The sequence below is a fragment of the Luteibacter sp. TLI7-4A genome, assembly GCF_056754745.1.
Genome location: NZ_JBPGWO010000001.1, coordinates 29,863 through 53,181 on the forward strand (window position 1 = coordinate 29,863; position 23,319 = coordinate 53,181).

Genomic DNA, 23,319 nt, shown 5'->3' on the forward strand with positions numbered 1-23,319 from the left:
CGTTGTCCTCAGGGAGCCACGCTTGACAGCGCGACGTAGGGTTCCTCGTGCGCGGTCGGGTGGTTGGCGCGCCAGGCGCGGGCGATGGCGCGGAGCGAGAAGAACAGCATGGTCAGGACCAGAAGCATGAACAGGGCGGTGAGTGCCATGTCCACGCGGTTGTTGGTGACGATCCGCTGCATTTCGTCCATCGACTTGGCCGGCGCGAGCAGCTTGCCGCTGGCCATCGCATCGGCGTACTTCTGCGCCGCCGCGGTGAAGCTGATCTTGGCGTCGAAGATCTTCTGCCAACCGGCGGTCAACGTGCAGGTCACCAGCCACGCGGCGGGCACGGCGGGTATCAGCACGAAACGCTCGCGCTTGAGTTTCACGGTGACCACGGTGGCGAGCATCAGTGCGATCGCCGCGAGCATCTGGTTGGCGATGCCGAACAAGGGCCATAGCGTGTTGATGCCGCCCAGCGGATCGACCGCGCCCTGGTACAGGAAGTATCCCCAGAGGCCGACGCAGATCACCGTGGCGACGACGTTGCCGAGCCAGGATTCGGTCCGCTTGAGCGGTGCCCATGCCATGCCGGCCAGTTCCTGGATCATGAAGCGACCCACGCGTGTGCCGGCATCGACCGTCGTGAGGATGAACAGGGCCTCGAACAGGATGGCGTAGTGGTACCACAGGGCCATCATGCCCTCGCCGGGCATGATTCCGTGGAGCAGCTGCGCCATGCCCACCGCGAGCGTCGGTGCGCCGCCCGCGCGCCCGAGGATGGTGCTCTCACCGATGTTCTTCGCCGTCTCGGTCAATTCGGCCGGCGTGACCAGGAAACCCCAGGTGCTGATCGTCTGCGCGGCCTGCTCGGCCGTGGTGCCGACCAGGGCGCCGGGGGAGTTCATGGCGAAGTACACGCCCGGATGCAGCGAGGCCGCCGCGATGAGCGCCATGATGGCGACGAAGGCCTCCATCAGCATGCCGCCATAGCCGACGATGCGTGCCTCGCCCTCGTTGGCCAGCAGCTTCGGCGTGGTGCCGGAGGCGATGATGGAATGCCAGCCCGACACCGCGCCGCAGGCGATGGTGATGAACAGGAACGGGAAGAGATTGCCCGAGAAGACCGGGCCCGTGCCGTCGATGAACTTCGTGACGGCCGGCATCTGCAGTGTCGGCGCCGCGAGGAAGATGGCCAGGGCGAGCAGCACGATCGTGCCGATCTTGAGGAAGGTGGACAGGTAGTCGCGTGGCGCGAGCAGCAGCCATACCGGCAGTACCGAGGCGAAGAAGCCGTAGCCGATCAACAGCCACGCCAGGCCTTTCGCGTCGAAGTCGAACAGGGCGGACAGGGCCGGCGTGTCGGCGACGGTCTTGCCGTACCAGATCGACGCCAGCAGCAGGACCAGGCCGATGATGGAAACCTCCAGGATGCGGCCCGGCCTGATGTAGCGCAGGTACAGGCCCATCAGAAGCGCGATGGGGATCGTCGCGGCGACGGTGAAGGTACCCCAGGGGCTGTGCGTCAGCGCCTTGACCACGACCAGCGCCAGCACGGCCAGCACGATCATCATCAGCACGAGTACGCCGACCATGGCGATGACGCCCGGGACTTCGCCCAGTTCTTCGCGCAGCATGTGGCCCAGCGAGCGGCCGTCGCGTCGCAGCGAGAGGCCTAGGATCATGAAATCCTGCACGGCGCCGGCGAAGACGACGCCGACCAGGATCCACAGCGTGCCGGGCAGGTAGCCCATCTGCGCGGCGAGCACGGGGCCGACCAGGGGACCCGCGCCGGCGATGGCGGCGAAATGGTGCCCGAATACCACCCACTTGTCGGTCGGCACGTAGTCGAGGCCGTCATTACGCAGGACGGCGGGCGTGGCGCGCGTGGGGTCGAGCTGGAGCAGCCGGGTGGCGATCAGCCGGCTATAGAACCGGTAGCCGATGAGAAAGACGGCCACCGACGCGGTGACCAGCCATATGGCGTTGATGGGCTCGCCGCGCCGCAGGGCGACGACACCGAGGCACCAGGCGCCGACGATGGCGATGGCGGTCCACAGGATCTTGCCCGCGGGACTGGGTTTGGGAATGGCGCTTTGCATGTCGTGCTCCCCTTGCGGATGCGACAAGGGTCGTCCTGCATGCCTTGGGGGTCAATCTCCGCAAGGCATTTGGCGTATTAGCCATTGGTCGAATGGTCAAGGAGGCCCGGTGCGTGCCGCGCCGGACCAAAAGGCTTGAGCCGGGCGCGTTCCGGCGCCATGCTGCGGGTATCCCCACTCCCCAGGGAAAAACCCATGATTCGCGAGATCCTCAAGATGGGTGACGAGCGCCTGTTGCGTATCGCGCCGCCCGTTCCTTCCGGGATGATCGGCTCGGCCGAACTCGAGGCCCTCATCCAGGACATGTTCGACACCATGTACGACGCGGGTGGCGTAGGCCTGGCCGCGCCCCAGGTCGGGGTCGACCTGCAACTGGTGATCTTCGGGTTCGACAGCAGCGAGCGCTACCCCGATGCGCCACCGGTGCCGCAGACCATCCTGCTCAATCCGGTGATCACGCCTCTCTCCCAGGACATGGAGGAGGCCTGGGAGGGTTGCCTGTCCGTGCCGGGACTGCGTGGTGCCGTGAACCGCTACTCGTTGATCCGCTACCAGGGCATCGACCCGAAGGGCTCGCCCATCGACCGTACCGCCGAGGGGTTCCACGCCCGCGTGGTGCAGCATGAATGCGATCACCTTATCGGTCGCCTGTATCCCTCGCGCATCACGGATTTCACGAAGTTCGGCTTCACCGATGTGCTGTTTCCCGGCATGGACATCGGGGACGACTGAGAATTTCCGGAGTTACTCGGCGTCCGCCAGTGCTTCGATGATGACCAGCAGGGCCTTGCGGCGCTCCTTCGGCAGGCGGCTGACGAGCCCCACCAGTCGCAGTTGCTCGCGAGAATCCGCGCGGTAAAGGGCGGGACTTTCGCGCACGCCGGTGGCGCCGTTCGGAGAACCGCGGCCGGTGGCCAGCCATTCGAAATTGACGCCGAACCGCGTCGCCATGTCGATCTGGCGCTCCAGTTCGGGCAAGCCCAGGTCGCTGAGCCATTTGCGAGCCGTTTCCCGGCTGACGTCGAAAAGGTCGGCAAGCTGGGTGATGCGGCCGCGGCCTTTCTTCACGCCGGCCATGTCCAGCGCGACATGCAGGCGTTGGGAAAAACCTCGGTTGATAGGTGGCATGACAACTCCGGTGGAACGCTGTGGCGCTTCTAGCCCGGTATTGTTCGATAGCGCGGAGCGGCAGCGTAAGCCTTTTGCAGTTGCTAAATCGTACAATTTGCGACTGCTTTTGGTTTTGCTACTTAAATACGGAACAAGTTGACCGATTTTCTCATTTCATCGGCCGCTCGATGTGCTAGGTCGGCAAAGTCGGGACCGGCACTAGCGTAGAGGATGGCGCGCGAGGAGGAAATCATCAGGCCCGTTCCATCGGCTGTCCTGCCGTTGGTCATCACCGCTTCGATGTCGCCCCCCTGTGCCCCGATGCCCGGCACCAGCAGGGGCATGTCGCCCACCACCCGGCGGACCCGGCCAAGCTCTTCCGGCCAGGTTGCCCCGGTGACCAGCGCGCAGTTGCCGTTTCCGTTCCAGTCGCGGGCGATGGTCTCGGCCACGCGGATGTAGAGCGGCTCGCCGCCACAGTCGAGTGCCTGGAAATCCTTGCCGCCCGGATTGGATGTGCGGCAAAGCAGGATCACGCCCTTGTCGGCGCGTTCCAGGAACGGGGCGATGGAGTCGTGGCCGAGATAAGGGTTCAGTGTGACCGCGTCGGCATCGTAGCGGTCGAAGGCCTCCGCCGCGTAGTGCTTCGCCGTCGAACCGATATCGCCACGCTTGGCGTCGAGGATCACCGGGATGCCCGGATACGTGTCGTGGATGTAGGCGATCAGCCGTTCCAGGACGCCTTCCGCGCGTTGCGCGGCGAAGTGGGCGATCTGCGGCTTATAGGCGCAGACCAGGCCGGCGGTGGCGTCGACGATGTCGCGGCAGAAGGTGAAGATGCCTTCGTTACCCGAGAGCCCGGCGGGCAGGCGGCCCGGCTCGGGGTCGAGGCCGACACAGACCAGGGAATCGTTGCGACGCCAGGCGTTCTTCAGGGCGTTGGAGAAGTTCATGGGCGGCACCGCTTTTGGGTTGGACCGGGTCGAACTGGATCGCGGCCGAGGCCGCGTCCCACCCGTAGGTGGCGGCTTTGCCTACCTTCGGGTGGGAAGCCGCTCCCGGGTGGGAAGCGGCCTTGGCCGCGATCGGCCTCGTATCAGACCAGCTTCTTGTACTTCACGCGCTTGGGACCGGCATCGTCGCCCATGCGGCGCTTCTTGTCGGCTTCGTACTCGTTGTAATTGCCCGGGAAGAACTCGACGTGCGAATCGCCTTCGAACGAGATGATGTGCGTGGCGATGCGGTCGAGGAACCAACGGTCATGCGAGATGACCACCGCGCAGCCCGGGAATTCGAGCAGGGCGTCTTCCAGCGCGCGCAGCGTCTCGACGTCGAGATCGTTGGAGGGTTCGTCCAGCAGCAGCACGTTGCCACCCTGGAGCAGGGTCTTGGCCATGTGCAGGCGGCCACGCTCACCGCCGGACAACTGGCCGACGATCTTCTGCTGGTCGGTGCCCTTGAAGTTGAAGCGGCCGATATAGGCGCGCGACTGGATCTCGAAGTTGCCGATGGTGAGGATGTCCGAGCCGCCGGAAACCTCCTGCCACACGTTGTTCTTCGGATCGAGGGCGTCGCGCGACTGGTCGACGTAGGCGAGCTTGACCGTGTGGCCCAGCTTCACCTCGCCGCTGTCCGGCGTTTCCTTGCCCATGATCATCTTCATCATGGTCGACTTGCCGGCGCCGTTCGGGCCGATCACGCCGACGATGGCGCCCGGTGGGATCTTGAACGAGAGGTCCTCGATCAGCACGCGGTCGCCGAACGACTTCGTGACGTTCTTGAACTCGATCACTTCCTGGCCCAGGCGCTCGCCGGGCGGAATGAAGATCTCGTTGGTCTCGTTGCGGCGCTGGTACTCGACCGAGTTCAGTTCCTCGAAGCGGTTGAGACGGGCCTTGCCCTTCGACTGGCGACCCTTCGCCGCCGAGCGCACCCACTCCAGTTCCTTCTTGATCGCCTTCTGGCGCGATTTTTCCTGGTTGGCTTCCTGCGCGAGACGCTGGTCTTTCTGCTCCAGCCACTCGGTGTAGTTGCCCTTCCAGGGAATGCCGCGACCGCGATCGAGTTCGAGGATCCATTCCGCGGCGTTGTCGAGGAAGTAGCGGTCATGGGTGACGGCCACCACGGTGCCCGGGTAGTCGTGCAGGAAGGTTTCCAGCCAGTCGACCGATTCCGCATCCAGATGGTTGGTCGGCTCGTCGAGCAGGAGCATGTCCGGCTTGGACAGCAGCAGGCGGCACAGCGCCACGCGGCGCTTTTCGCCGCCGGACAGGGGACCGATCTTCGCGTCCCACGGCGGCAGTCGCAGCGCATCGGCCGCGACTTCGAGCTGGCGTTCGAGGGCATGGGCGTCGTTGGCGGCCAGGATGCCCTCCAGGGCCTCCTGCTCCTTGGCCAGCTTGTCGAAATCGGCGCCTTCCTCGGCGTAGGCCGCGTAGACCTCCTCGAGGCGCTTCTGGGCGTCGAGGACTTCCGAGACGCCTTCCTCGACCGCTTCGCGAACGGTCTTGTTCGGATCGAGATCCGGTTCCTGGGCGAGGTAGCCGATCTTGGTGCCCGGATTGGCGCGTGCCTCACCCTGGAAATCGGTGTCGACGCCGGCCATGATCCGCAGGACCGTGGACTTGCCCGCGCCGTTGATGCCCAGCAGGCCGATTTTGGCGCCCGGGAAGAACGACAGAGAGATGTCCTTGATGATCTGGCGCTTCGGGGGGACGATCTTGCTCACCCCGTTCATGGTGTAGATGTATTGCATGGACGCTCCGTAAGGCACAGCCGCGCCCCCGGCTGGATGCCGGGTGGGCAAACCCCAATTGTACCGCGTCCGGCCGGCCCATGCCCCGTTCCGCCCGGCCTTCGTCCGGGTCGCGAAAACGGGCGGGGGAGGGGTTTCCCCTCCCCCTGGCCCCGTTACAACGCGCCGTGGGCGATGTAGTCGCGGATTCGTGCCCGGTTCTTGTCCGAGTACACGTAGCAGTGCGAGCGGAACGGTGAGTGGTTTCCATACATGTTCGTCTCGCACCACCAGCCGCCATAACGAATTTCCGCGTCTTCGTGCAGCGCCCCGAGCGTGTGGCCAAGTTCGTGCGCGATGATGGTGTAGCCCCCGGCCTTCGATGCGATGGCCTCACTCTTGTTCCGGAGCGCGACGCCCGAAAGGCCGGGCGATATCTCGTTCTTGGTGAACAGCAGGTACTTGTCCTTGTGGGTACGCCGGTAGCCCTGTTTCTCCACCAGTTCGGCCACCACGCTCGTCCAGCGCGTGATGGAGGCGTTGCCCCCGTATTTCATGTCGGTCACCCCTGGTATCCGGCCGACGACGTCGACCTTGATAGCCTGGTCGGGCACGATCTTCTCCCTGAGTTCCGCGAGCCACCAGGACAGGTAGTCGCGGTACAGGTCGTGCCCGTCGACGATGCCGGTATCGTCGTGCACGAAGATATTGATCGTGAGCGGAGCGTCTTTCGCCGCCCGCTCCGGAAACACGACATGTACCGTACCCGTGCCGCTCGACCCTTGGGCGATGGGGTCCGGTTGGCCGGAGTATTCGATGGGGTCCGCTCCCGCGCGGATCACATGCTCGGTCTCGTCCGTTCCAAGGGTGAAGCCCCGTGTGTCGAGATTGTCGTCACGCAGCATCGTCACGTCCACGTGGTCGGCGCGGCGGGAGACGACCGCCCGGGCACCGTCGATGCGCGCGTCGAACATGTCGATGGTGTCGCCGTTGGGCATCCGGATGTCCACGGCCATCCGCGAAAGCAACGTCAGTGACCCGGCCTCGCTTTCCTCGATATCGTGTTCGTTGTCCCGGGGAAGGAGGATCGTCTGCGGCAACCCCGCGGCAAGGGCCCGGTCGAACCGCGCGACGACGGAGATCTCGTCGTCCGGCCCGTCCGTGGCGATCGACGGCGACATGGCGCAACTCGCGCCGAGAACCGCGACGGTACGCAGCATGGTCATCGGATGTTTCATGTGGCTTTCCCTGGCTTGTTTGGTGATCCTCATTTTGTCCGTCCGATGGTGTGCCCCAAACCAGCGCGATGAGGCGCTGGCCTGTATCCGGGACGGTGTATCGGGACAGGTTTATCCGGCTAGCCGGGTAGTCCGTGCGCCGATCCCTTCAATGGATGAACGCGAGCATCAATCCTCCGACCACCGGCTGTGCTTGATGAACCCTTCGCCCGTCCTGACGTAGTCGTCGATCAGGCTCATGTTCGCGCGCGAGTACACGTAGCAATTCGAGCGCAGGACAAGACTGGGCGCATACATGTTCGTCTCGCACCACCAACCCTGGTAGCGCACCTCGGCCCGTTCGTGCTTCGCTCCCAGCAGGTGTCCGAGCTGGTGGGCGACTTCCGGGTACCTCCCGTCGAGCGACGCCATGCCATCGAACCCTTTCTGCCACGAGCGCCCGTAGCGATCGGGTTCGACCATGCCTTTGGTGACGAGCAGGAACTTGTGGCGGTAGGTGCGCGGGATGCCTCGTTCGCTGGCGTAGCGTTCCATGGCGTCGGACCAGTCGTGGAGCGTACCGAGGTAGCCGTAGCGGACGTCCGTGACGCCGGCGATGTCCCGGCTGTAGAGAACGTCGACCACTCTTCCGGGCGCGATCCTGCGCTGGAAATCGGCGAGCCACCAGGCGACGTAACCTGCATGGATGTGATGCGAGTACGTGCCGCGGGTGTCGTCGTGAAGGATCAGGTGGAAGGTGAGGCGATTGGGCTTCAATTCTTCCGCGGCGTCGGGAGCGGCGGGGGGGTCGGAGGGTGCGGACGGAGAGGCTTCCACGGCCGCTCGCGCGGACCGGTCACGCGGATCGTCTGCCAGGGTTTCATGCTCGACCTCGTCGCTCCCCTCGGTATAGCCCGTGACGTCGATGCCCGAGCGGGTGAGCGACGTGATGTCGAGATGGCCGCGCGATCGGGTCACGACGACCCTGGCGCCACGCCACATGCCGTCATATGTGACGCCATGCGTCCCGTCGGCGAAGACGACATCGCCTTCGAGCCTGCCTTCGATGCGCAGGTCGTCGTCGCCGCGGGCCTGACCTGACCTCGACCCGGTCAACCGCAACCGCGCGGGTAGACCTTGTGCGATCGCCGCGTCGAACCTCGCGACGGCGGTTGCATTGGTGCTTTCCGCCGGCGATATCGGTTCGTGACGCGCGGCTTGCGCGCTGAACGCCGCGCAGCAGGCAAGCGCCATCGAGGTACTCAGGATCACGCGGGAGTGTGTCTTGCGGTCGTGGTTGGGCATGGTTCGTCCTTGGGTCCGGGTGGAGATGTCGCGGTCGTGATGGATGCGCGCGAGGCCGCCCAGTATTCGCGATGCACCGGTTGTCGCTTGCAGTCCCCGCCCACGCGAACTCGTAGGTGCCGAACGTGGAATCTTCGGTGCGCCTTTACGCCGCTCAGCGGGGAGGGCGGTAGTCCATCAAGCGGCGTATACGGTCGACGTTAGGCAGGCTGTAGGCCTTGCACAGCACGGTGGGATCTACCGGGTACATGATGGTGTCGCAGGTGGAGAAGGGGCCGGTGAATCGCCGCTCCGCGTTTCCATGCGAGGCATTCAGCATGTGGCCGATTTCGTGGGCGGGCACGGCGATGCTGCCTGTGGTGCTAGCCATGGCGTACGAGCCCGGCTGCCCATTCGCGATGCCGGCGGCGCCGGGTTCGACCGATTTTCCATTCACCAGGAGGATCTGGCGGATGCGCATGATGGTCGAGGGTGGTGCGAGTTCGGGATGGAGGTATTCACGTGCCACATCTATCCATTGGGACAGCGCGCCCTTGTGACCGTACGAGGGCTGGGTCACCCCCGGAATGTTCCGGCGAAGATGAACGTGGACGCGCCGATCCTCCAGCACGTCGAACTCCATGCGCTTGATCCACCAACCGAAGAATCGCGCAAAGATGTCGTCGTCGTTGAGGCGCACGTCGTCGTGCACGAAAGCGAATACGTGCAGGTCCTGGGATTCCTTTTCATCCGTGGGGTCGTCCGCGAGATTCTCCCCGCTCTCATGCGTGGGTTCCTCGTCGATCGGTCCCTGTGGCGACCCGTCAGTCACTGGCAAGACATCCTCGGTCGGATGTTCCGCACCGGTCTTGAACGCGGTGGAGCGCAGCATCCGGTCATCGATCGACGTGATGTGCAGGTTTGTTCCGTGGCGCAGCGCCACGGCGTCGCGACCACGGAATTGAACATCATAGAGTTCCACGGGGCGAGCGTCGGAGTAGGTGGAGCGGCTCTCGACCCGGCGGCGCACAACGAGTTCGTCGTTCGCGGGTGTCGTGGCCATGGTCTGTGCCGGGTCGCGCGCGCCGGTCGAGACGACGGCAGGGAGGCCTGTGGCCACCGCCGTGTCGAAGCGGCCCGGCACGTCGGGCGCCGGGTCACGAGCCGCCGCGGAGACCACCAGCGGGGAAAGGCTGGCAAGAGCCAGCCCAAGGCAAAGCCGGCGCAGCCGGCCGCTATCCATGGTTCTCATGGGATTCCTTTCAGTTTGGGGATGGGCGTGCGAGCCCGGGGGTAGCCTACGTTCGCCGGCTGTGATCCGCTACGCAGAAGAAAGCGGGCGCGGGTACCGCCTACGCCATCGAGCGGCATACGCCCGCGTATGTGCCGTCCCTTGCCGCTAAATACCCCCGATTCAGGCGGGTGGTGGCCGCAAACTGCCGCTAACGCTACACTTTCGGTCTTCTTTCCCCACCCGTTCCCATGAGGTCGAGATGTTCCCGAAGGATGCAACGATCGCCGGCTATGACGACGAACTCGCCAAGGCCATCGCCGACGAGACCCGTCGCCAGGAAGATCACGTCGAGCTGATCGCCTCGGAGAACTACGCCAGCCCGCGCGTGATGGAAGCCCAGGGCTCCTCGCTGACCAACAAGTACGCGGAAGGCTATCCCGGCAAGCGTTACTACGGTGGCTGCGAATACGTCGACATCGCCGAGAAGCTGGCGATCGACCGCCTCAAGAAGCTGTTCGGCGCCGACTACGCGAATGTCCAGCCGCACTCCGGTTCGCAGGCCAACCAGGCGGTGTACTTCGCCCTGCTCCAGCCGGGCGACACCATCCTGGGCATGAGCCTCGCCCACGGCGGCCACCTCACCCACGGCGCCAAGGTGAACTTCTCGGGCAAGATCTTCCATGCCGTGCAGTACGGCATCGATGCGGACACCGGGCTGGTGGACTACGACGAGATCGAGAAACTCGCCGTCGAGCACAAGCCGAAGATGATCGTCGCCGGCTTCTCCGCGTATTCGCAGGTGCTCGACTGGGCGCGCTTCCGCGCCATCGCCGACAAGGTGGGCGCGTACCTGTTCGTGGACATGGCGCACGTCGCCGGTCTCGTGGCCACGGGGCATTACCCGAACCCCATCGACCATGCGCACGTGGTCACGTCCACCACGCACAAGACCCTGCGCGGTCCGCGCGGCGGCATCATCGTCGCCAAGGGGCTTGGCGAGGAGCTGGAAAAGAAACTGCAGTCCATCGTCTTCCCGGGCATCCAGGGCGGGCCGCTGATGCACGTCATCGCGGCCAAGGCCGTGGCCTTCAAGGAAGCGCTGGAACCCGCCTTCAAAGAATACCAGGCCCAGGTGGTCAAGAACGCCAAGGCGATGGCGAAGACCTTCATGGAGCGTGGCTACAAGATCGTTTCCGGCGGCACGGAAAACCATCTCATGCTGATCGACCTGATCGGCCGCGACGTCACCGGCAAGGACGCTGAGGCCGCGCTCGGCAAGGCGCACATCACGGTGAACAAGAACGCGGTGCCGAACGATCCGCGTTCGCCCTTCGTCACCTCGGGGCTGCGCGTGGGCACGCCCGCGATCACCACCCGCGGTTACAAGGAAGCCGATGCCATCGAGTTGACCCAGTGGATCTGCGACGTGCTCGACGCACCCGCGGACGCCGCCGTGATCGCCTCGGTACGCGACAAGGTCACCGCGCAGTGCGCCAGGTTCCCGGTTTACGGCTGATCGATGCACTGTCCGTTCTGCCAGCATGAAGACACGCGCGTCATCGACTCCCGTCTCACCGAAGACGGGAGCACGGTACGCCGCCGTCGCGAATGCCCGCAGTGCGGCGAGCGTTTCAACACCTTCGAGACGGCCGAACTGAAATTGCCGGCCATCGTGAAGTCCGGCGACCGGCGCGAGCCTTTCGACGAGCATAAGCTGCGGGTCAGCTTCGAGCGCGCCTTGCAGAAGCGTCCGGTCGCCAGCGACGCGGTCGATACCGCGATGCGCGCGGTGATCAACGACCTGCGCCGCATGGGCGAACGCGAAGTCCCCTCGCGCCAGGTCGGTGAACTGGTGATGCGTGAGCTGAAGAAGCTCGACCAGGTGGCCTACGTACGTTTCGCCTCGGTCTACCGGCGTTTCGAAGACGTCCACGCCTTCCGCGAGGAGATCGAGAAGCTGGAGCGTGACCTGCCGTCGCTCGAAGGCCTGCAACTGCCGCTGCTGGATGCGGCGCGGCGAGGGCGCAAGCCCTGATGTCGCGGCCGTTCTTCCCGGCCATGGACCATGTCCACATGGCCCATGCCCTGCGTCTGGCCGAACGCGGCCTGCATACCACCCAGCCCAATCCTCGGGTCGGCTGCGTGATCGCGCGCGGCGAGACGGTGCTCGGTACCGGATGGCACCAGCGGGCCGGCGAGCCGCACGCGGAAGTGTTCGCGTTGCGCGAAGCGGGTGAAGCCGCGCGCGGCGCCACCGCCTACGTCACCCTTGAACCTTGCGCGCACTTCGGCCGCACGCCACCGTGCGCCGATGCCTTGATCGCCGCGGGCGTCGGCCGCGTGGTGATCGCGCACGAGGATCCCTTCGACAAGGTCGCTGGCGCCGGCATCGAGAAGCTCCGCGCCGCCGGGATCGGCGTGCAGGTAGGCCTCATGCGCGACGCGGCGCACGAGCTCAACATCGGCTTCTTCAGTCGCATCCAGCGCGGGCGGCCCTGGGTGCGCGTCAAATTGGCGATGAGCCTCGACGGTCGCACCGCGCTCGCCGACGGTTCGTCGAAATGGATCACGGGCGAGGCCGCGCGAGCCGATGTGCAGCGCTGGCGTGCCCGTGCCTCGGCGATCCTCTCCGCCAGCGGCACGGTGATCGCCGACGACCCCCACCTCACCGTGCGCCTGCCCGGCGACGAGCGTTTCGTGCCGCCACTGCGTGCGATCCTCGACACGCGCCTGCGCACGCCGGCGGGCGCCCATGTACTCGACGACGCGGCACCGACGGTGCTGCTCCACGCGGAGAATGCCTCCGTGCCCGCGCACCTTGCCGGCGTCCAGCGTGCCGTCATTCGCGAGGACGATGGCGGCGGCCTCGACCTGCGCGCCGCGCTCCATGGGCTCGCCCAGCGCGATGCCAACGAAGTGCACGTGGAAGCCGGGCCGGTTCTATGCGGCGCGTTGCTTGCGGCCGGGCTTGCCGATGAACTGCTGGTTTACATCGCGCCCGTCCTGCTGGGCCATACGGCACGGCCGATGCTGACCTTGCCTCCACTGGACGACATGGCGTCGCGCTGGAAGCTCGACACCATCGACCGCCGCCAGGTCGGCGACGATACCCGTCTTCGGTTGCGCCCCACCGTCCAGCGAGGGTCCGCCGAGGTGGGCCGATAGCCGTGCCGCCGTTGACGCACGTTCGCTGGGGTATCGTCGGTTGCGGCGCCGTCACCGAGGTGAAAAGCGGTCCCGCCTTTTCGAAGGTACCGAACTCGTCGCTGGTGGCGGTCATGCGTCGCGACGCCGTCAAGGCGCGTGATTACGCGGAACGGCATGGCGTGCCGAGGTGGTACGACGACGCGCGCGGCCTGATCGCGGATGCGGAGGTCGATGCGATCTATGTCGCCACTCCGCCTTCCAGCCACCGCGAATACGCCTTGATGGCGATCGCGGCCGGCAAGCCGGTGTACGTCGAGAAGCCGATGGCTGTCGACCACGCGGAGTGCGAGGACATCGTCGCGGCGGGCGAAGCCGCCGGCGTGCCGGTGTTCGTGGCGTACTACCGTCGCATGCTTCCGCGCTTCCGCACCATCGCCCGCCTGCTTGGCGAGGGTGCCATCGGTACGCCGCGCATCGTCCAGGTCTTGCTCCACCAGCCGCTCGATCCGCGCTACCGCGATCGGGCCAACCTGCCGTGGCGGCTACGTCCGGAGATCTCCGGCGGCGGCATCTTCGTCGATATCGGTTGCCATACGCTGGATATCCTCGATTTCCTGCTCGGTCCCATCGTCGACGCACGAGGCTTGGCCTCCAACCAGATGGACGTCTATCCGGCCGAGGACACCGTGGCGATGGCGTTCCGTTTCGGCAGCGGCGTGCTCGGTACCGGCCTGTGGAATTTCGGCGCGGACCGGCGCGAGGATCGCGTGGAGATCGTCGGCGACCGTGGCCGGCTCATCTTCGCCACCTTCGGCGACGCCCCGATCCGGCTCGAATCCGGCGGGCGTGTCGATGACATCCGCGTCGCCAACCCCGAACACATCCAGCAACCGCTGATCGAGAGCATCGTGGCGGAGCTGACAGGGCGGGGCACCTGTCCCTCGACGGCTCGCACGGGTGCGCGCACCAGTTGGGTGATGGACCAGGTGCTCCGCGGCTGATGCCTGCGCGAGAGCCGCCCCTGTGTGGGAGCCGGCTTGTGGGAGCCGGCTTTGCCGGCGATCCCGCGGCAGCGGGCCAGATTGAGGCAAGCACCCATCGTCGCTGAAGCGGCTCCCGCAAGAGCGGAGTCGCCGCTATCGAGTTGTCATTGGCCTGGGTGGCCCCATGTTATCCTGCGCCGGTTGGGGTCCCTCGGGACACCGGCTTCCATAGCGTCTTCAGGGCGGGGCGAAACTCCCCACCGGCGGTAGGTTTCCGCGAGGAAACGAGCCCGCGAGCGCTCCCGGTCCACCGGGAGGTCAGCAGATCCGGTCCGATGCCGGAGCCGACGGTCACAGTCCGGATGAAAGAAGACGGCGTCGTGCGCTCCTCGCCGGGTGCGTGTCGCCATGCGCCTTGGGGCGTTTTTCGCTCACCACCGCGGGAAACGTTTCATGAAAACCCAGCTTCGCCCCATCGCCTCCTTTCAGGGAGGCCACTGAACATGTTCACGGGCATTATCCAGGCCGTCGGCCGTATCGCGCGGCTGGAGCCGCGTGGCGGTGACGTCCGCCTCACCGTCGATGCATCCGGACTCGACATGGCCGACGTCGCCCTCGGCGACAGCATCGCCGTTTCCGGTGTCTGCCTCACCGTGATCGACTTCGACGCGGCCGGTTTCGCCGCCGATGTCTCCAACGAAACCCTTTCCCACACGACGCTCGGCAAGCACAAGGCCGGCGATCCGGTGAACCTGGAGAAGGCGCTCCGCCTGGCCGACCGTCTCGGTGGCCACCTCGTCTCCGGCCATGTCGATGGCACGGGCAAGGTGGTGTCGGTGCTGCCCGACGGGCGATCGCAGCGCTGGACGTTCGAGGTTCCCGCCGACCTGGCGCGCTACATCGCCCACAAGGGCTCGGTGTGCATCGACGGCACGAGCCTCACCGTGAACGAAGTCACCGGAAACCGGTTCGGGGTCAACCTTATCCCCCATACGGTGGCACATACGGCATTCTCGGCGCGCCGTCCCGGCGATGCCGTGAACATCGAGGTGGACGTGGTCGCCCGGTATGTCGAACGCCTGCTTTCCAGCGGCGACGGCCCGCGCCTCGACGAGGCCTTCCTGAAGCAGCACGGCTTCGCCTGAGGAATACCGCGACATGTCATTCAACACCATCCCTGAGATCCTCGAGGACCTGCGCAACGGCCGCATGGTCGTGATCCTCGACGACGAGGATCGCGAGAACGAAGGCGACATCGTGATGGCCGCCGAGAAGGTGCGGCCGGAAGACGTCAACTTCATGGTTCGCGAAGCCCGCGGCCTGCTCTGCCTCACCCTCACCGAACAACGCACGCGCCAGCTCGGCCTCAAGCCGATGGTCAGCGACAACAGTTCGCCATACCACACCAACTTCACCGTCTCGATCGAGGCGGCCGAGGGTGTCACCACCGGCATCTCGGCGCACGATCGCGCGCACACCATCCAGGTGGCCGTGGCGAAGGAGGCGAAGCCCGCCGACATCACCATGCCCGGTCACATCTTTCCGCTGACCGCGCAGCCGGGCGGCGTGCTGACCCGCGCAGGACACACCGAAGCCGGATGCGACCTGGCGGCACTGGCGGGCCTCGAACCTTCCTCGGTCTTGATCGAGATCCTGCACGACGACGGCTCGATGGCCCGCCGTCCCGAACTCGAGGTGTTCGCCGCGAAGCACGGCCTGAAGATCGGCACCATCGCCGACCTGATCCGTTATCGCCTGGAGACGGAGAAGACGGTCGAGCGTGTCCATGAGGAAGACGTGGAGACGGAGTTCGGCGCGTTCCGCCTGGTTGCCTTCCGCGACCAGATCCGCCATGGATTGCATTTCGCCCTGGTCCGCGGCGACGTGGCCGACGGCGAGCCGGTACTGACGCGGGTGCACGTGCGGAACACATTGTCCGACGTGCTGCACCTGAAGCGTGACGATCTCGGCCAGACCGTGACCGATGCGCTGCGCCGCATCGACGCGGAGCGGCGCGGCGTGTTGCTCGTACTTTCCGGCGAGGATACCCCCGGGGCGTTGCTGGCGCGGCTCAAGCGCGACCATGCGCCGATGCCGCCGCCGAAGGACGACCAGGAATGGCGCCAACTGGGCCTGGGCGCGCAGATCCTCGCCGAACTCGGGGTAACCCGCCTGCGCGTGATGGGCACGCCGCGCAAGTTCGTCGGCATCGCGGGTTTCGGCCTGGAAGTCGTCGAGCAAGCGGGCTGATGCGAGGCCTCGGGTTGCGAAACGACGCCTCACAGCTTATTGCTAGCCCTTTCCCCGACGACGCCCCGCATGCCACCCAGCTATGACATCCGCCTGATCGCCCCCTCCGGCTATCCACACAACCCAGAGGCCATGCGGCGCGGCGTCGCCCGCCTCGAAGCGGCGGGCCACCGGGTCACGGGCAAGGAAGTCCTGGCGCGGCGCGACCTGCGTTTCGCCGGCACCGATGCCCAGCGCGCGGCCGACCTGAACGCCTTGGCGGACCCCTCCCGCCCGCTGCCAGACATCGCCCTGGCGATCCGTGGCGGTTACGGAGCCCATCCGCTCTTGCCGATGCTCGATTACGAGGGCATCGGCGCCCGGCTGCGCGGTGCGCCCGTCGCCCTGGTCGGGCACAGCGATTTCACCGCCCTGCAATGCGCCCTGTATGCGAGAGGCGGCGTCGTCACCTTCGGCGGGCCCATGCTCGGGGCGGATTTCGGCGCGAGCGAACTCGATACCCTCACCTGGGACCATTTCTGGCACACGCTGGCCAGCGACGAGGTCCATGCCGAGTGGGTCGCCCCGTCCACCGAGGACGTGACCGCCAGCGGCACGCTGTGGGGTGGCAACCTGGCCATGCTCGCCGGCCTGGTCGGCTCCCCTTACTTCCCGGCGATCGAGGGCGGCCTGCTCTTCGTCGAGGACGTGGCCGAGCCTCCGTACCGGGTGGAGCGCATGCTTTACCACCTGCTCCATGCCGGCGTGCTGGGTACGCAGAAGGCCTTGCTGGTGGGCGATTTCACCAGCTACCGCGTTTCCGAATACGACAACGGCTACGACCTCGACGTGGCGCTGGAACGCATCGCCGAGGTGGCCGCCATCCCCGTGGTTCGCGGGCTGCCATTCGGTCACGGACCCGCCAAGCTCACGTTGCCGTTCGGGGCGCCCGGCCGCCTCGCCGTCGCCGCTGGACGCGCCACGCTCGATTTCGACGGCCACCCCAGGCCGAAAACCCCGTAAAATGTCCGGTCGCGCGGCGGCCTATTCGCCACAGGAATACCTTGCATGAAGATCATCGAAGGCGATTTCGCCACTCCCAAGGGCCGTTTCGCCATCGTGGCCGGCCGCTTCAATGCGTTCGTCGTGGAACCGCTCGTCCAGGGCGCGCGTGACACGCTGGTCCGCCACGGCGTGAAAGACGACGCCATCGACCTGATCCGCGTCCCCGGCGCATGGGAAATCGCGCAGGCCGCCTACAAGGTCGCCGGCTCGGGCAACTACGCCGCCGTGCTCGGCCTGGGTGCGGTGATCCGGGGATCCACGCCGCACTTCGACTACGTCGCCGGAGAAGCGGCCAAGGGCCTCGGCCAGGCCGCCTACGCCTCGGGCGTACCCGTGTGCTTTGGCGTGTTGACCACCGACAGCATCGAGCAGGCCATCGAACGGGCCGGCACCAAGGCGGGAAACAAGGGCGCCGATGCGGCCATGGTCGCCATCGAGATGGTCAACCTCTACACGAAGCTCGGGAAATGAGCAGCAACCCTCCGCATGGCATCGACCTGGCCGCGCGCTCGCGTGCCCGTCGCCGTGCCCTCCAGGCGCTCTATGCCTGGCAGGTCGGCGGCAGCAAGATGGCCAGTGTCATCGAGCAGTTCCGCCACGAGCAGGACATGGAAGTAGCCGATCTCGAATACTTCGAGGACATCCTGCGCGGCGTCGAGCAGCACGTTAAGGAGCTCGACGACGGCATCAAGCCCTTCGTCGACCGGGAGGTCGCGCAGATCGATCCGATCGAGCGCGCGGCCTTGCGCATGGGAGCGTACGAGCTGAAGTACCGTCCGGACGTCCCCTACCGCGTCGTCATCAACGAGGCGGTGGAAGCCACCAAGCGTTTCGGTGCCGATCACGGCCACAGCTATGTGAACGGCGTGCTAGACAAACTCGCGACGCATTGGCGTACCGCCGAAAAGCGATCCTGATCCAGGCGCCGCGATTCCCGCGCGCTTTCTTTCCAAGGGAAACGCATGGAATTCGACCTGATCGAACGCATCCGCCGGCATACGGAAGTCCATCGCGACGACGTGATCGAAGGCATCGGTGACGATGCCGCCATCGTCGCGGTGCCGGCCGGCCGCGAGCTGGCCATCGCCGTCGACACCCTCGTCGAAGGGGTGCATTTCCCGCCCGGTACGTCGCCGGCCGACATTGGCTGGAAGGCGTTGGCGGTGAATCTTTCCGACCTCGCCGCCATGGGCGCCACCCCGGCGTGGGCCTTGCTGGCGCTTACGACGCCCGGTGGCGACGAGGCCTTCTTCGACGGCCTGGCCAGCGGCTTCGCCGAACTGGCCACGCCGTACCGGCTTGCCCTCATCGGCGGCGACACCACACGCGGTCCCCTGACCGTGACGGTCGCCGTGCATGGGTTCACGACGCCGGGCGAAGCCTTGCTTCGCTCGGGCGCGCGCGTGGGCGACGTGGTCATGGTCACCGGCACGCTGGGCGATGCGGCCGCGGGCCTGCGCTGCCTTGCCGAGGCCGACGCCTCGCCCTATGCCGTCCTGGTCGACCGGCTCAACCGGCCGACGCCACGTGTCTCGGCCGGGCAGGCGCTGCGTGGCATCGCCACCGCCTGCATCGATATCTCGGATGGACTCGTCGCCGACCTGGGTCATATCTGTACGGCCAGTGGCGTGGGTATCGACATCGAGGCCCCGTTGTTGCCGCGCTCGTCGGCGTTGCTCACTCACTTCGCGGAAGCCGACGCACTGGATTTCGCGCTCGGCGGTGGCGACGATTACGAACTCTGCTTCACCGTGCCGGCCGACCGGGCGGGCGAGCTGTCGAGCACGATGGCACGCCTCGGCTGCGGCGCCACGCGCGTGGGCCGCGTCGTGGAAGGCAGCGGCGTGCGCGTGCTCGACGAGCGCGGCGGCGTGCATGAACCATCGCGCACCGGCTGGAACCATTTCGCCACGTGAGCACGAAATACACCCTCGACCCCGCCGATCGCCGCCGCCTGCTCGCTTCGCCGGCAGGGTGGATCGCCTGCGGTTTCGGCTCGGGCCTGACACCGAAGGCGCAGGGGACCTTCGGTTCGCTGGCGGCGATCCTTCCGTGGTTGCTGCTGCGCGACCTGCCGTTATCCGCCTGGATCGCCGTCGTCGCGGTGGCATTCGGCATCGGCGTATGGGCTTGCGATGTCGCCGGCCGCCTCCTCGGCGTGGCCGATCATCGCAGCCTGGTCTGGGACGAATTCGTCGGCCAGTGGATCGCCTTGCTGCCCGCGCTGCTCGCGCCATGGTGGGCGGTGGCGGCGGGCTTCATCCTGTTCCGCGTATTCGACGTGTGGAAGCCGTGGCCGATCGCCTGGTTCGACCGGCGTGTGAAAGGGGGGCTCGGCGTCATGCTCGATGACGTGATCGCGGGTATCGTCGCCGCCATCGTATTGTTCGCGATCCTCCACTTCATCCGTTAGGAATTCGCCATGGAATACCGCCGCCTCGGCTCGACCGGCCTCAAGGTCTCCGCACTTTCCTACGGTGCCTGGGTCACCTTCGGCCGGCAGGTGGGTCGCTCGCAGGCGCGCGAACTCATCGCGCTCGCCTACGACCATGGCGTCAACTTCTTCGACAACGCGGAAACGTACAACGCCGGTGAAGCCGAGCGCCTGATGGGCGACGTCATCGCCGACCTGCGCCTGCCGCGCGATGCGTACACCGTGTCGAGCAAGGTGTACTTCGGCGCGAGCGAGCAACCCAAGCCGACCCAGCGAGGGCTATCGCGCAAGCACGTGTTCGATGCCTGCCACCAGGCCCTCGAGCGCCTGCGTGTCGATTACCTCGACATGTACTTCTGCCACCGTGCCGATCCCGACACGCCGGTGGAAGAAACGGTGCTGGCGATGGATGCCCTGGTCCGCCAGGGCAAGGTGATGTATTGGGGTACCAGCGAGTGGCCGGCCGCCTCGATCGAGGAAGCGCATCGCGTGGCGCGCGAGCGGAACCTCATCGCGCCGTCGATGGAACAGCCTCAGTACAACCTGTTGCACCGCGAGCGGTTCGAGCGGGAATACGCCCTGCTGTACGAGCGCTACGGCATGGGCACCACGGTCTGGTCGCCGCTGGCCTCGGGCCTGCTCACGGGCAAGTACAACGACGGCGTGCCGGACGATTCGCGGCTGGGCCATCCCGATTACGCCTGGTTGCGCGAGGCCTTGCTGGAAGACGACGGCGCGCGCCTGAAGACCGTGCGCGCGCTTGCGCCGATCGCGGCCGACCTCGGCCTTCCCCTCGCACGCTTCGCGCTGGCCTGGTGCCTGAAGAATCCGAACGTCTCGACGGTGATCCTCGGCGCGAGCAAGACCGCGCAACTGGAAGAAAACCTCAAGGCCCTCGACGCGCTGCCGCTGCTCGACGAGAGCGTCATGCGCCGCGTCGAAGCGGCATTGCTCGCTCAGATGTCGCCGTAGAGGGCTTGCAGGGCGGCGATCGCCGCCAGGCCGGCGGTCTCCGTGCGGAGGATGCGCGGGCCGAGTTTCAAGCCGAGGAAACCCGACGACGCGAGGGCGGCACGGTCGCGTTCGCCGAAGCCGCCTTCCGGCCCGATCGCGAGGATGGCCGACTCGCGCAGGCCGAGTTCGCCGGGGCGTTTGCTTCCTTCCGGAAGCAACGCAAGCCGTGGGGATGCATCGCCGTCGAGCGATGCCAGCCACGCCGACAAGGGCAGTGCCGGATCGATCGTGGGAACTCGGGCGCGGCCCGATTGTTCGCACGCGCTGGCGGCCACCGCGCGCCAATGGACGAGGCGTTTTTCCGCGCGTGCCGGATCGAGCTTCACCTCCGATCGTTCGGTGAGGATCGGCACGATGCGGGCGATGCCGAGCTCGGTCGCTTTCTGCACGATGAGGTCCATTTTCTCGCCACGGGCGACACCCTGGGCGAGGGTGAGTGCGAGCGGGGATTCGTTGGCGACAGCGCGCCCGCTGCCGACGGCCGCGACGACCTCACGCTTGCCCACGCCGACGAGGGTGGCGTCGTACTCCATGCCGTCGCCGCCTGAGAACAACACCACGGGCGCCCCCACGTCCAGCCGCAATACGCGGGCCACGTGCTCTCCCGCCTGGGCGGGCAGGGTGATCTCCTGGCCGGCGGCCAGGGCAAGGTCGACGTGGATGCGTATGGTGCGCATGATGTGTCTCGTGTCACGGAACGTGCATTGTAGCCAGCCCCACGGCCCGCTATCGTCCATGGGGTTTTCCGGGAGCCGCCCATGCCGATCGCTTGGTACTTCGATTTCGTCTCGATGTTCTCCTGGCTGCAATGGCAGTCGATCCGCGAACTCGCGGAGCGGCGCGAGGTGGCCCTGCGGCCGATCCTGTTCGGTGCGCTGCTCAAGGAAATGGGCCAGCGTGGCCCGGCCGAGATTCCGCGCAAGCGCGAATTCACCTACCGCTATGCGCAATGGCGTGCGCGCCAGGCGGGTATCCCGCTGCGGTTCCCGCCCACGCATCCGTTCAATCCGCTGCCGGCCCTGCGCCTGTGCATCGCGGCGGGGACCAGCGTGGAGGCGGTGGGCGCCATCTTCGAATGGATATGGGCGCACGGGCGTCCGGCGGATACGGCCGAGGCACTGGAGCCGCTGGCGGCGTCGCTCGGGATAGCCGATGTACGCGCCGCGCTGGCCGCTCCCGAGGTGAAGACCCGGCTGCAGGCCAACTTCGAACAGGCGATGCGGCAGCAGGTGTTCGGCGTACCCACGCTCGCCATCGGCGATGAATTGTTCTGGGGCGCGGACGCCCATGGTTTCGCGATGGACTACCTCGCCCATCCGGACCTGTTCGCGGACGGCGAGATGGACCGCCTGGGCCATTTGCCGGTGGGCTTGTCGCGCGTCTAGGCCACCGCTTTCGCGATGCCCGCGATCGCGGTGTCGACCATGAAGTCGATCTCCGCCTCGCTGACCACGTAGGGCGGCATGAAGTACACGATGTTGCCCAGCGGCCGCAGCAGCGCGCCGTGCTCCAGGCCGTGGCGATACACGCGCAGGCCCCGGCGTTCCACCGCGGCGAAAGGTTTGCGCGATGCCTTGTCGGCGACCAGCTCGATCGCGGCGATCATGCCGGTCTGGCGTACGTCGGCCACGTGCGGGTGATCCACCAGTGGCGCGATACGCGACGCCATGTGCGCGGCCAGGACGCGATTGCGCTCGAGCACGGGATCGTCGCGGAAGATCTTCAGCGTGGCGGTGGCCGCGCGGCAGGCGAGCGGGTTGCCGGTGTAGCTGTGCGAGTGCAGGAAGGCCTTGCCGGCGGCGTACTCGGCATAGAAGGCCTGGTAGACGTCGTTGGTGGTGACCACCGCGGAAAGCGGAAGGAAGCCTCCGGTAAGCCCCTTCGACAGGCACATGAAGTCCGGCGAGACATCGGCCTGCTCGCAGGCGAACAGGGTTCCCGTCCGGCCGAAGCCGACAGCGATCTCGTCGGCGATGAAGTGCACGTCGAATTCGTCGCACAGCGCGCGCAGGCCCGTGAGGTACGACGCGTCGTACATGCGCATGCCGCCGGCGCATTGCACCAGCGGTTCCACGATGACGGCGCAGGTTTCGCGTGCATGGCGTTCGAGCAAGGCGCGCATCTCGCCCAGGCGGCGCATGGCGATGTCCTTCGCCGTCTCGCCGGGTTCGCCCTCGTAGGTGTCCGGCGAGGGCGCGAGTTCGGGCGTCAGCAGCAGGGGGGCATAGGTCTTGCGATAAAGCGCCACGTCGCTGACGGAAAGCGCGCCCAGGGTCTCGCCGTGATAGCTGCCGGTGAGCGCGATGAAACGGGTCTTCTCGCCGTGGCCGCGATTGAGCCAGTAGTGGAAGCTCATCTTCAGCGCCACCTCGATGGCGGCGGACCCGTTGTCGGCGAGGAAGACGCGCTCCAGCCCCGCCGGGGTGATCCGCACCAGTTCCTCGGCCAGTTCCAGCGCGGGTTCGTGGGTGAAGCCGGCGAAGATGACGTGCTCCAGGCGGTCGAGCTGGTCTTTCAGCGCCCCGGCGATACGTGGCTCCGCGTGGCCGAACAGGTTCGTCCACCAGGAACTGACGGCGTCGAGGTAGCGCTTGCCGTCCGCGCCGACCAGCCACGCCCCTTCGCCGCGCACCACGGGTACCATGGGCAGGGTTTCGTGGTCGTGCATTTGGGTGCACGGGTGCCAGAGGACGGAAAGGTCGCGGGCGACGAGCGCGTCGGCGGCCGGGGAAGCGAAAAGGGCGTCGGTCATCCGCCCATCATCGCCCCGTGCCCCCCGGTCCT

23 protein-coding genes and 1 riboswitch are annotated in these 23,319 nt (G+C 66.5%); of the genes, 14 read left to right on the top strand and 9 right to left on the bottom strand.

Annotated features, from left to right (window positions below):
- Window positions 1-8: 8 nt before the first annotated feature.
- Window positions 9-2,084 (bottom strand): carbon starvation CstA family protein, encoded by a 2,076-nt coding sequence (locus ACR9Y6_RS00130; RefSeq protein ID WP_481279479.1) that lies wholly within the window; start codon window positions 2,082-2,084, stop codon window positions 9-11.
- A gap of 195 nt (window positions 2,085-2,279) precedes the next feature.
- On the opposite strand from ACR9Y6_RS00130, the gene def reads away from it, so the two are divergent.
- The gene (def, locus tag ACR9Y6_RS00135; RefSeq protein ID WP_481279480.1) at window positions 2,280-2,816 is read left to right on the top strand and encodes a peptide deformylase; all 537 of its coding nucleotides are present in this window, start codon (window positions 2,280-2,282) and stop codon (window positions 2,814-2,816) included.
- A gap of 12 nt (window positions 2,817-2,828) precedes the next feature.
- On the opposite strand, the gene ACR9Y6_RS00140 is transcribed toward def, so the two are convergent.
- From ACR9Y6_RS00140 to ACR9Y6_RS00165, 6 genes are all read right to left on the bottom strand, one after another.
- Window positions 2,829-3,212: a hypothetical protein gene (locus ACR9Y6_RS00140; RefSeq protein ID WP_029213475.1), complete on the bottom strand. Its 384-nt coding sequence runs from the start codon at window positions 3,210-3,212 to the stop codon at window positions 2,829-2,831.
- Window positions 3,213-3,334: 122 nt separating this feature from the next.
- The gene (gene pyrF, locus ACR9Y6_RS00145; RefSeq protein WP_481279481.1) at window positions 3,335-4,147 is read right to left on the bottom strand and encodes an orotidine-5'-phosphate decarboxylase; all 813 of its coding nucleotides are present in this window, start codon (window positions 4,145-4,147) and stop codon (window positions 3,335-3,337) included.
- 143 nt (window positions 4,148-4,290) lie between these two features.
- Window positions 4,291-5,949, bottom strand: a complete 1,659-nt coding sequence (ettA, locus tag ACR9Y6_RS00150) for an energy-dependent translational throttle protein EttA (RefSeq protein WP_306849679.1) — start codon at window positions 5,947-5,949, stop codon at window positions 4,291-4,293.
- A gap of 155 nt (window positions 5,950-6,104) precedes the next feature.
- Complete coding sequence (locus ACR9Y6_RS00155; RefSeq protein ID WP_481279482.1) at window positions 6,105-7,166, bottom strand: hypothetical protein; 1,062 nt, start codon at window positions 7,164-7,166, stop codon at window positions 6,105-6,107.
- Window positions 7,167-7,334: 168 nt separating this feature from the next.
- Window positions 7,335-8,450: a hypothetical protein gene (locus tag ACR9Y6_RS00160; protein WP_481279483.1), complete on the bottom strand. Its 1,116-nt coding sequence runs from the start codon at window positions 8,448-8,450 to the stop codon at window positions 7,335-7,337.
- A gap of 154 nt (window positions 8,451-8,604) precedes the next feature.
- Window positions 8,605-9,681: a hypothetical protein gene (locus ACR9Y6_RS00165; protein ID WP_481279484.1), complete on the bottom strand. Its 1,077-nt coding sequence runs from the start codon at window positions 9,679-9,681 to the stop codon at window positions 8,605-8,607.
- Between the two features lie 241 nt (window positions 9,682-9,922).
- Between ACR9Y6_RS00165 and glyA the strand changes: the two genes are divergently transcribed.
- The 12 genes from glyA to ACR9Y6_RS00225 all read left to right on the top strand — a co-directional run bounded on the left by glyA (window position 9,923) and on the right by ACR9Y6_RS00225 (window position 20,493).
- Entirely contained in the window at window positions 9,923-11,179 is a 1,257-nt protein-coding gene (gene glyA, locus ACR9Y6_RS00170) for a serine hydroxymethyltransferase (RefSeq protein ID WP_481279485.1), read from the top strand.
- A gap of 3 nt (window positions 11,180-11,182) precedes the next feature.
- Entirely contained in the window at window positions 11,183-11,698 is a 516-nt protein-coding gene (gene nrdR / locus ACR9Y6_RS00175; RefSeq protein WP_306849690.1) for a transcriptional regulator NrdR, read from the top strand.
- Complete coding sequence (ribD, locus tag ACR9Y6_RS00180; RefSeq protein ID WP_481279486.1) at window positions 11,698-12,828, top strand: bifunctional diaminohydroxyphosphoribosylaminopyrimidine deaminase/5-amino-6-(5-phosphoribosylamino)uracil reductase RibD; 1,131 nt, start codon at window positions 11,698-11,700, stop codon at window positions 12,826-12,828. Before nrdR ends, ribD begins: the two co-directional genes overlap by 1 nt.
- The gene (locus ACR9Y6_RS00185; RefSeq protein WP_481282666.1) at window positions 12,825-13,811 is read left to right on the top strand and encodes a Gfo/Idh/MocA family protein; all 987 of its coding nucleotides are present in this window, start codon (window positions 12,825-12,827) and stop codon (window positions 13,809-13,811) included. The genes ribD and ACR9Y6_RS00185 overlap by 4 nt, the downstream gene beginning before the upstream one ends.
- Window positions 13,812-14,022: 211 nt before the next feature.
- Window positions 14,023-14,171, top strand: a riboswitch (FMN riboswitch).
- 125 nt (window positions 14,172-14,296) lie between these two features.
- Window positions 14,297-14,938 carry a riboflavin synthase gene (locus ACR9Y6_RS00190; protein WP_481279487.1) on the top strand — a complete coding sequence of 214 codons (642 nt, stop codon included), beginning with the start codon at window positions 14,297-14,299 and terminating at the stop codon, window positions 14,936-14,938.
- Window positions 14,939-14,951: 13 nt separating this feature from the next.
- Window positions 14,952-16,043 carry a bifunctional 3,4-dihydroxy-2-butanone-4-phosphate synthase/GTP cyclohydrolase II gene (gene ribBA / locus ACR9Y6_RS00195; protein WP_481279488.1) on the top strand — a complete coding sequence of 364 codons (1,092 nt, stop codon included), beginning with the start codon at window positions 14,952-14,954 and terminating at the stop codon, window positions 16,041-16,043.
- A gap of 69 nt (window positions 16,044-16,112) precedes the next feature.
- Window positions 16,113-17,045, top strand: a complete 933-nt coding sequence (gene ldcA, locus ACR9Y6_RS00200; RefSeq protein ID WP_481279489.1) for a muramoyltetrapeptide carboxypeptidase — start codon at window positions 16,113-16,115, stop codon at window positions 17,043-17,045.
- Between the two features lie 45 nt (window positions 17,046-17,090).
- Window positions 17,091-17,558, top strand: coding sequence for a 6,7-dimethyl-8-ribityllumazine synthase (ribH, locus tag ACR9Y6_RS00205; protein ID WP_306849701.1), 468 nt, complete (start codon window positions 17,091-17,093; stop codon window positions 17,556-17,558).
- Entirely contained in the window at window positions 17,555-18,004 is a 450-nt protein-coding gene (gene nusB, locus ACR9Y6_RS00210) for a transcription antitermination factor NusB (protein WP_306849703.1), read from the top strand. Before ribH ends, nusB begins: the two co-directional genes overlap by 4 nt.
- A gap of 45 nt (window positions 18,005-18,049) precedes the next feature.
- Window positions 18,050-19,003, top strand: coding sequence for a thiamine-phosphate kinase (thiL, locus tag ACR9Y6_RS00215; protein ID WP_481279490.1), 954 nt, complete (start codon window positions 18,050-18,052; stop codon window positions 19,001-19,003).
- Complete coding sequence (locus tag ACR9Y6_RS00220; protein WP_481279491.1) at window positions 19,000-19,500, top strand: phosphatidylglycerophosphatase A family protein; 501 nt, start codon at window positions 19,000-19,002, stop codon at window positions 19,498-19,500. The genes thiL and ACR9Y6_RS00220 overlap by 4 nt, the downstream gene beginning before the upstream one ends.
- A 9-nt stretch (window positions 19,501-19,509) precedes the next feature.
- Window positions 19,510-20,493 carry a potassium channel beta subunit family protein gene (locus tag ACR9Y6_RS00225; protein ID WP_481279492.1) on the top strand — a complete coding sequence of 328 codons (984 nt, stop codon included), beginning with the start codon at window positions 19,510-19,512 and terminating at the stop codon, window positions 20,491-20,493.
- Here the strand turns inward: ACR9Y6_RS00225 and ACR9Y6_RS00230 are convergent.
- On the bottom strand, window positions 20,478-21,212 hold the full coding sequence (locus tag ACR9Y6_RS00230) for a 16S rRNA (uracil(1498)-N(3))-methyltransferase (RefSeq protein WP_481279493.1): 735 nt from the start codon (window positions 21,210-21,212) through the stop codon (window positions 20,478-20,480). The two genes, ACR9Y6_RS00225 and ACR9Y6_RS00230, sit on opposite strands and share 16 nt — an antisense overlap.
- A gap of 81 nt (window positions 21,213-21,293) precedes the next feature.
- On the opposite strand from ACR9Y6_RS00230, the gene ACR9Y6_RS00235 reads away from it, so the two are divergent.
- Window positions 21,294-21,920, top strand: a complete 627-nt coding sequence (locus tag ACR9Y6_RS00235; protein WP_481279494.1) for a DsbA family protein — start codon at window positions 21,294-21,296, stop codon at window positions 21,918-21,920.
- Here the strand turns inward: ACR9Y6_RS00235 and ACR9Y6_RS00240 are convergent.
- The gene (locus ACR9Y6_RS00240; protein ID WP_481279495.1) at window positions 21,917-23,287 is read right to left on the bottom strand and encodes an adenosylmethionine--8-amino-7-oxononanoate transaminase; all 1,371 of its coding nucleotides are present in this window, start codon (window positions 23,285-23,287) and stop codon (window positions 21,917-21,919) included. The genes ACR9Y6_RS00235 and ACR9Y6_RS00240 overlap by 4 nt on opposite strands.
- Between the last annotated feature and the right edge of the window lie 32 nt (window positions 23,288-23,319).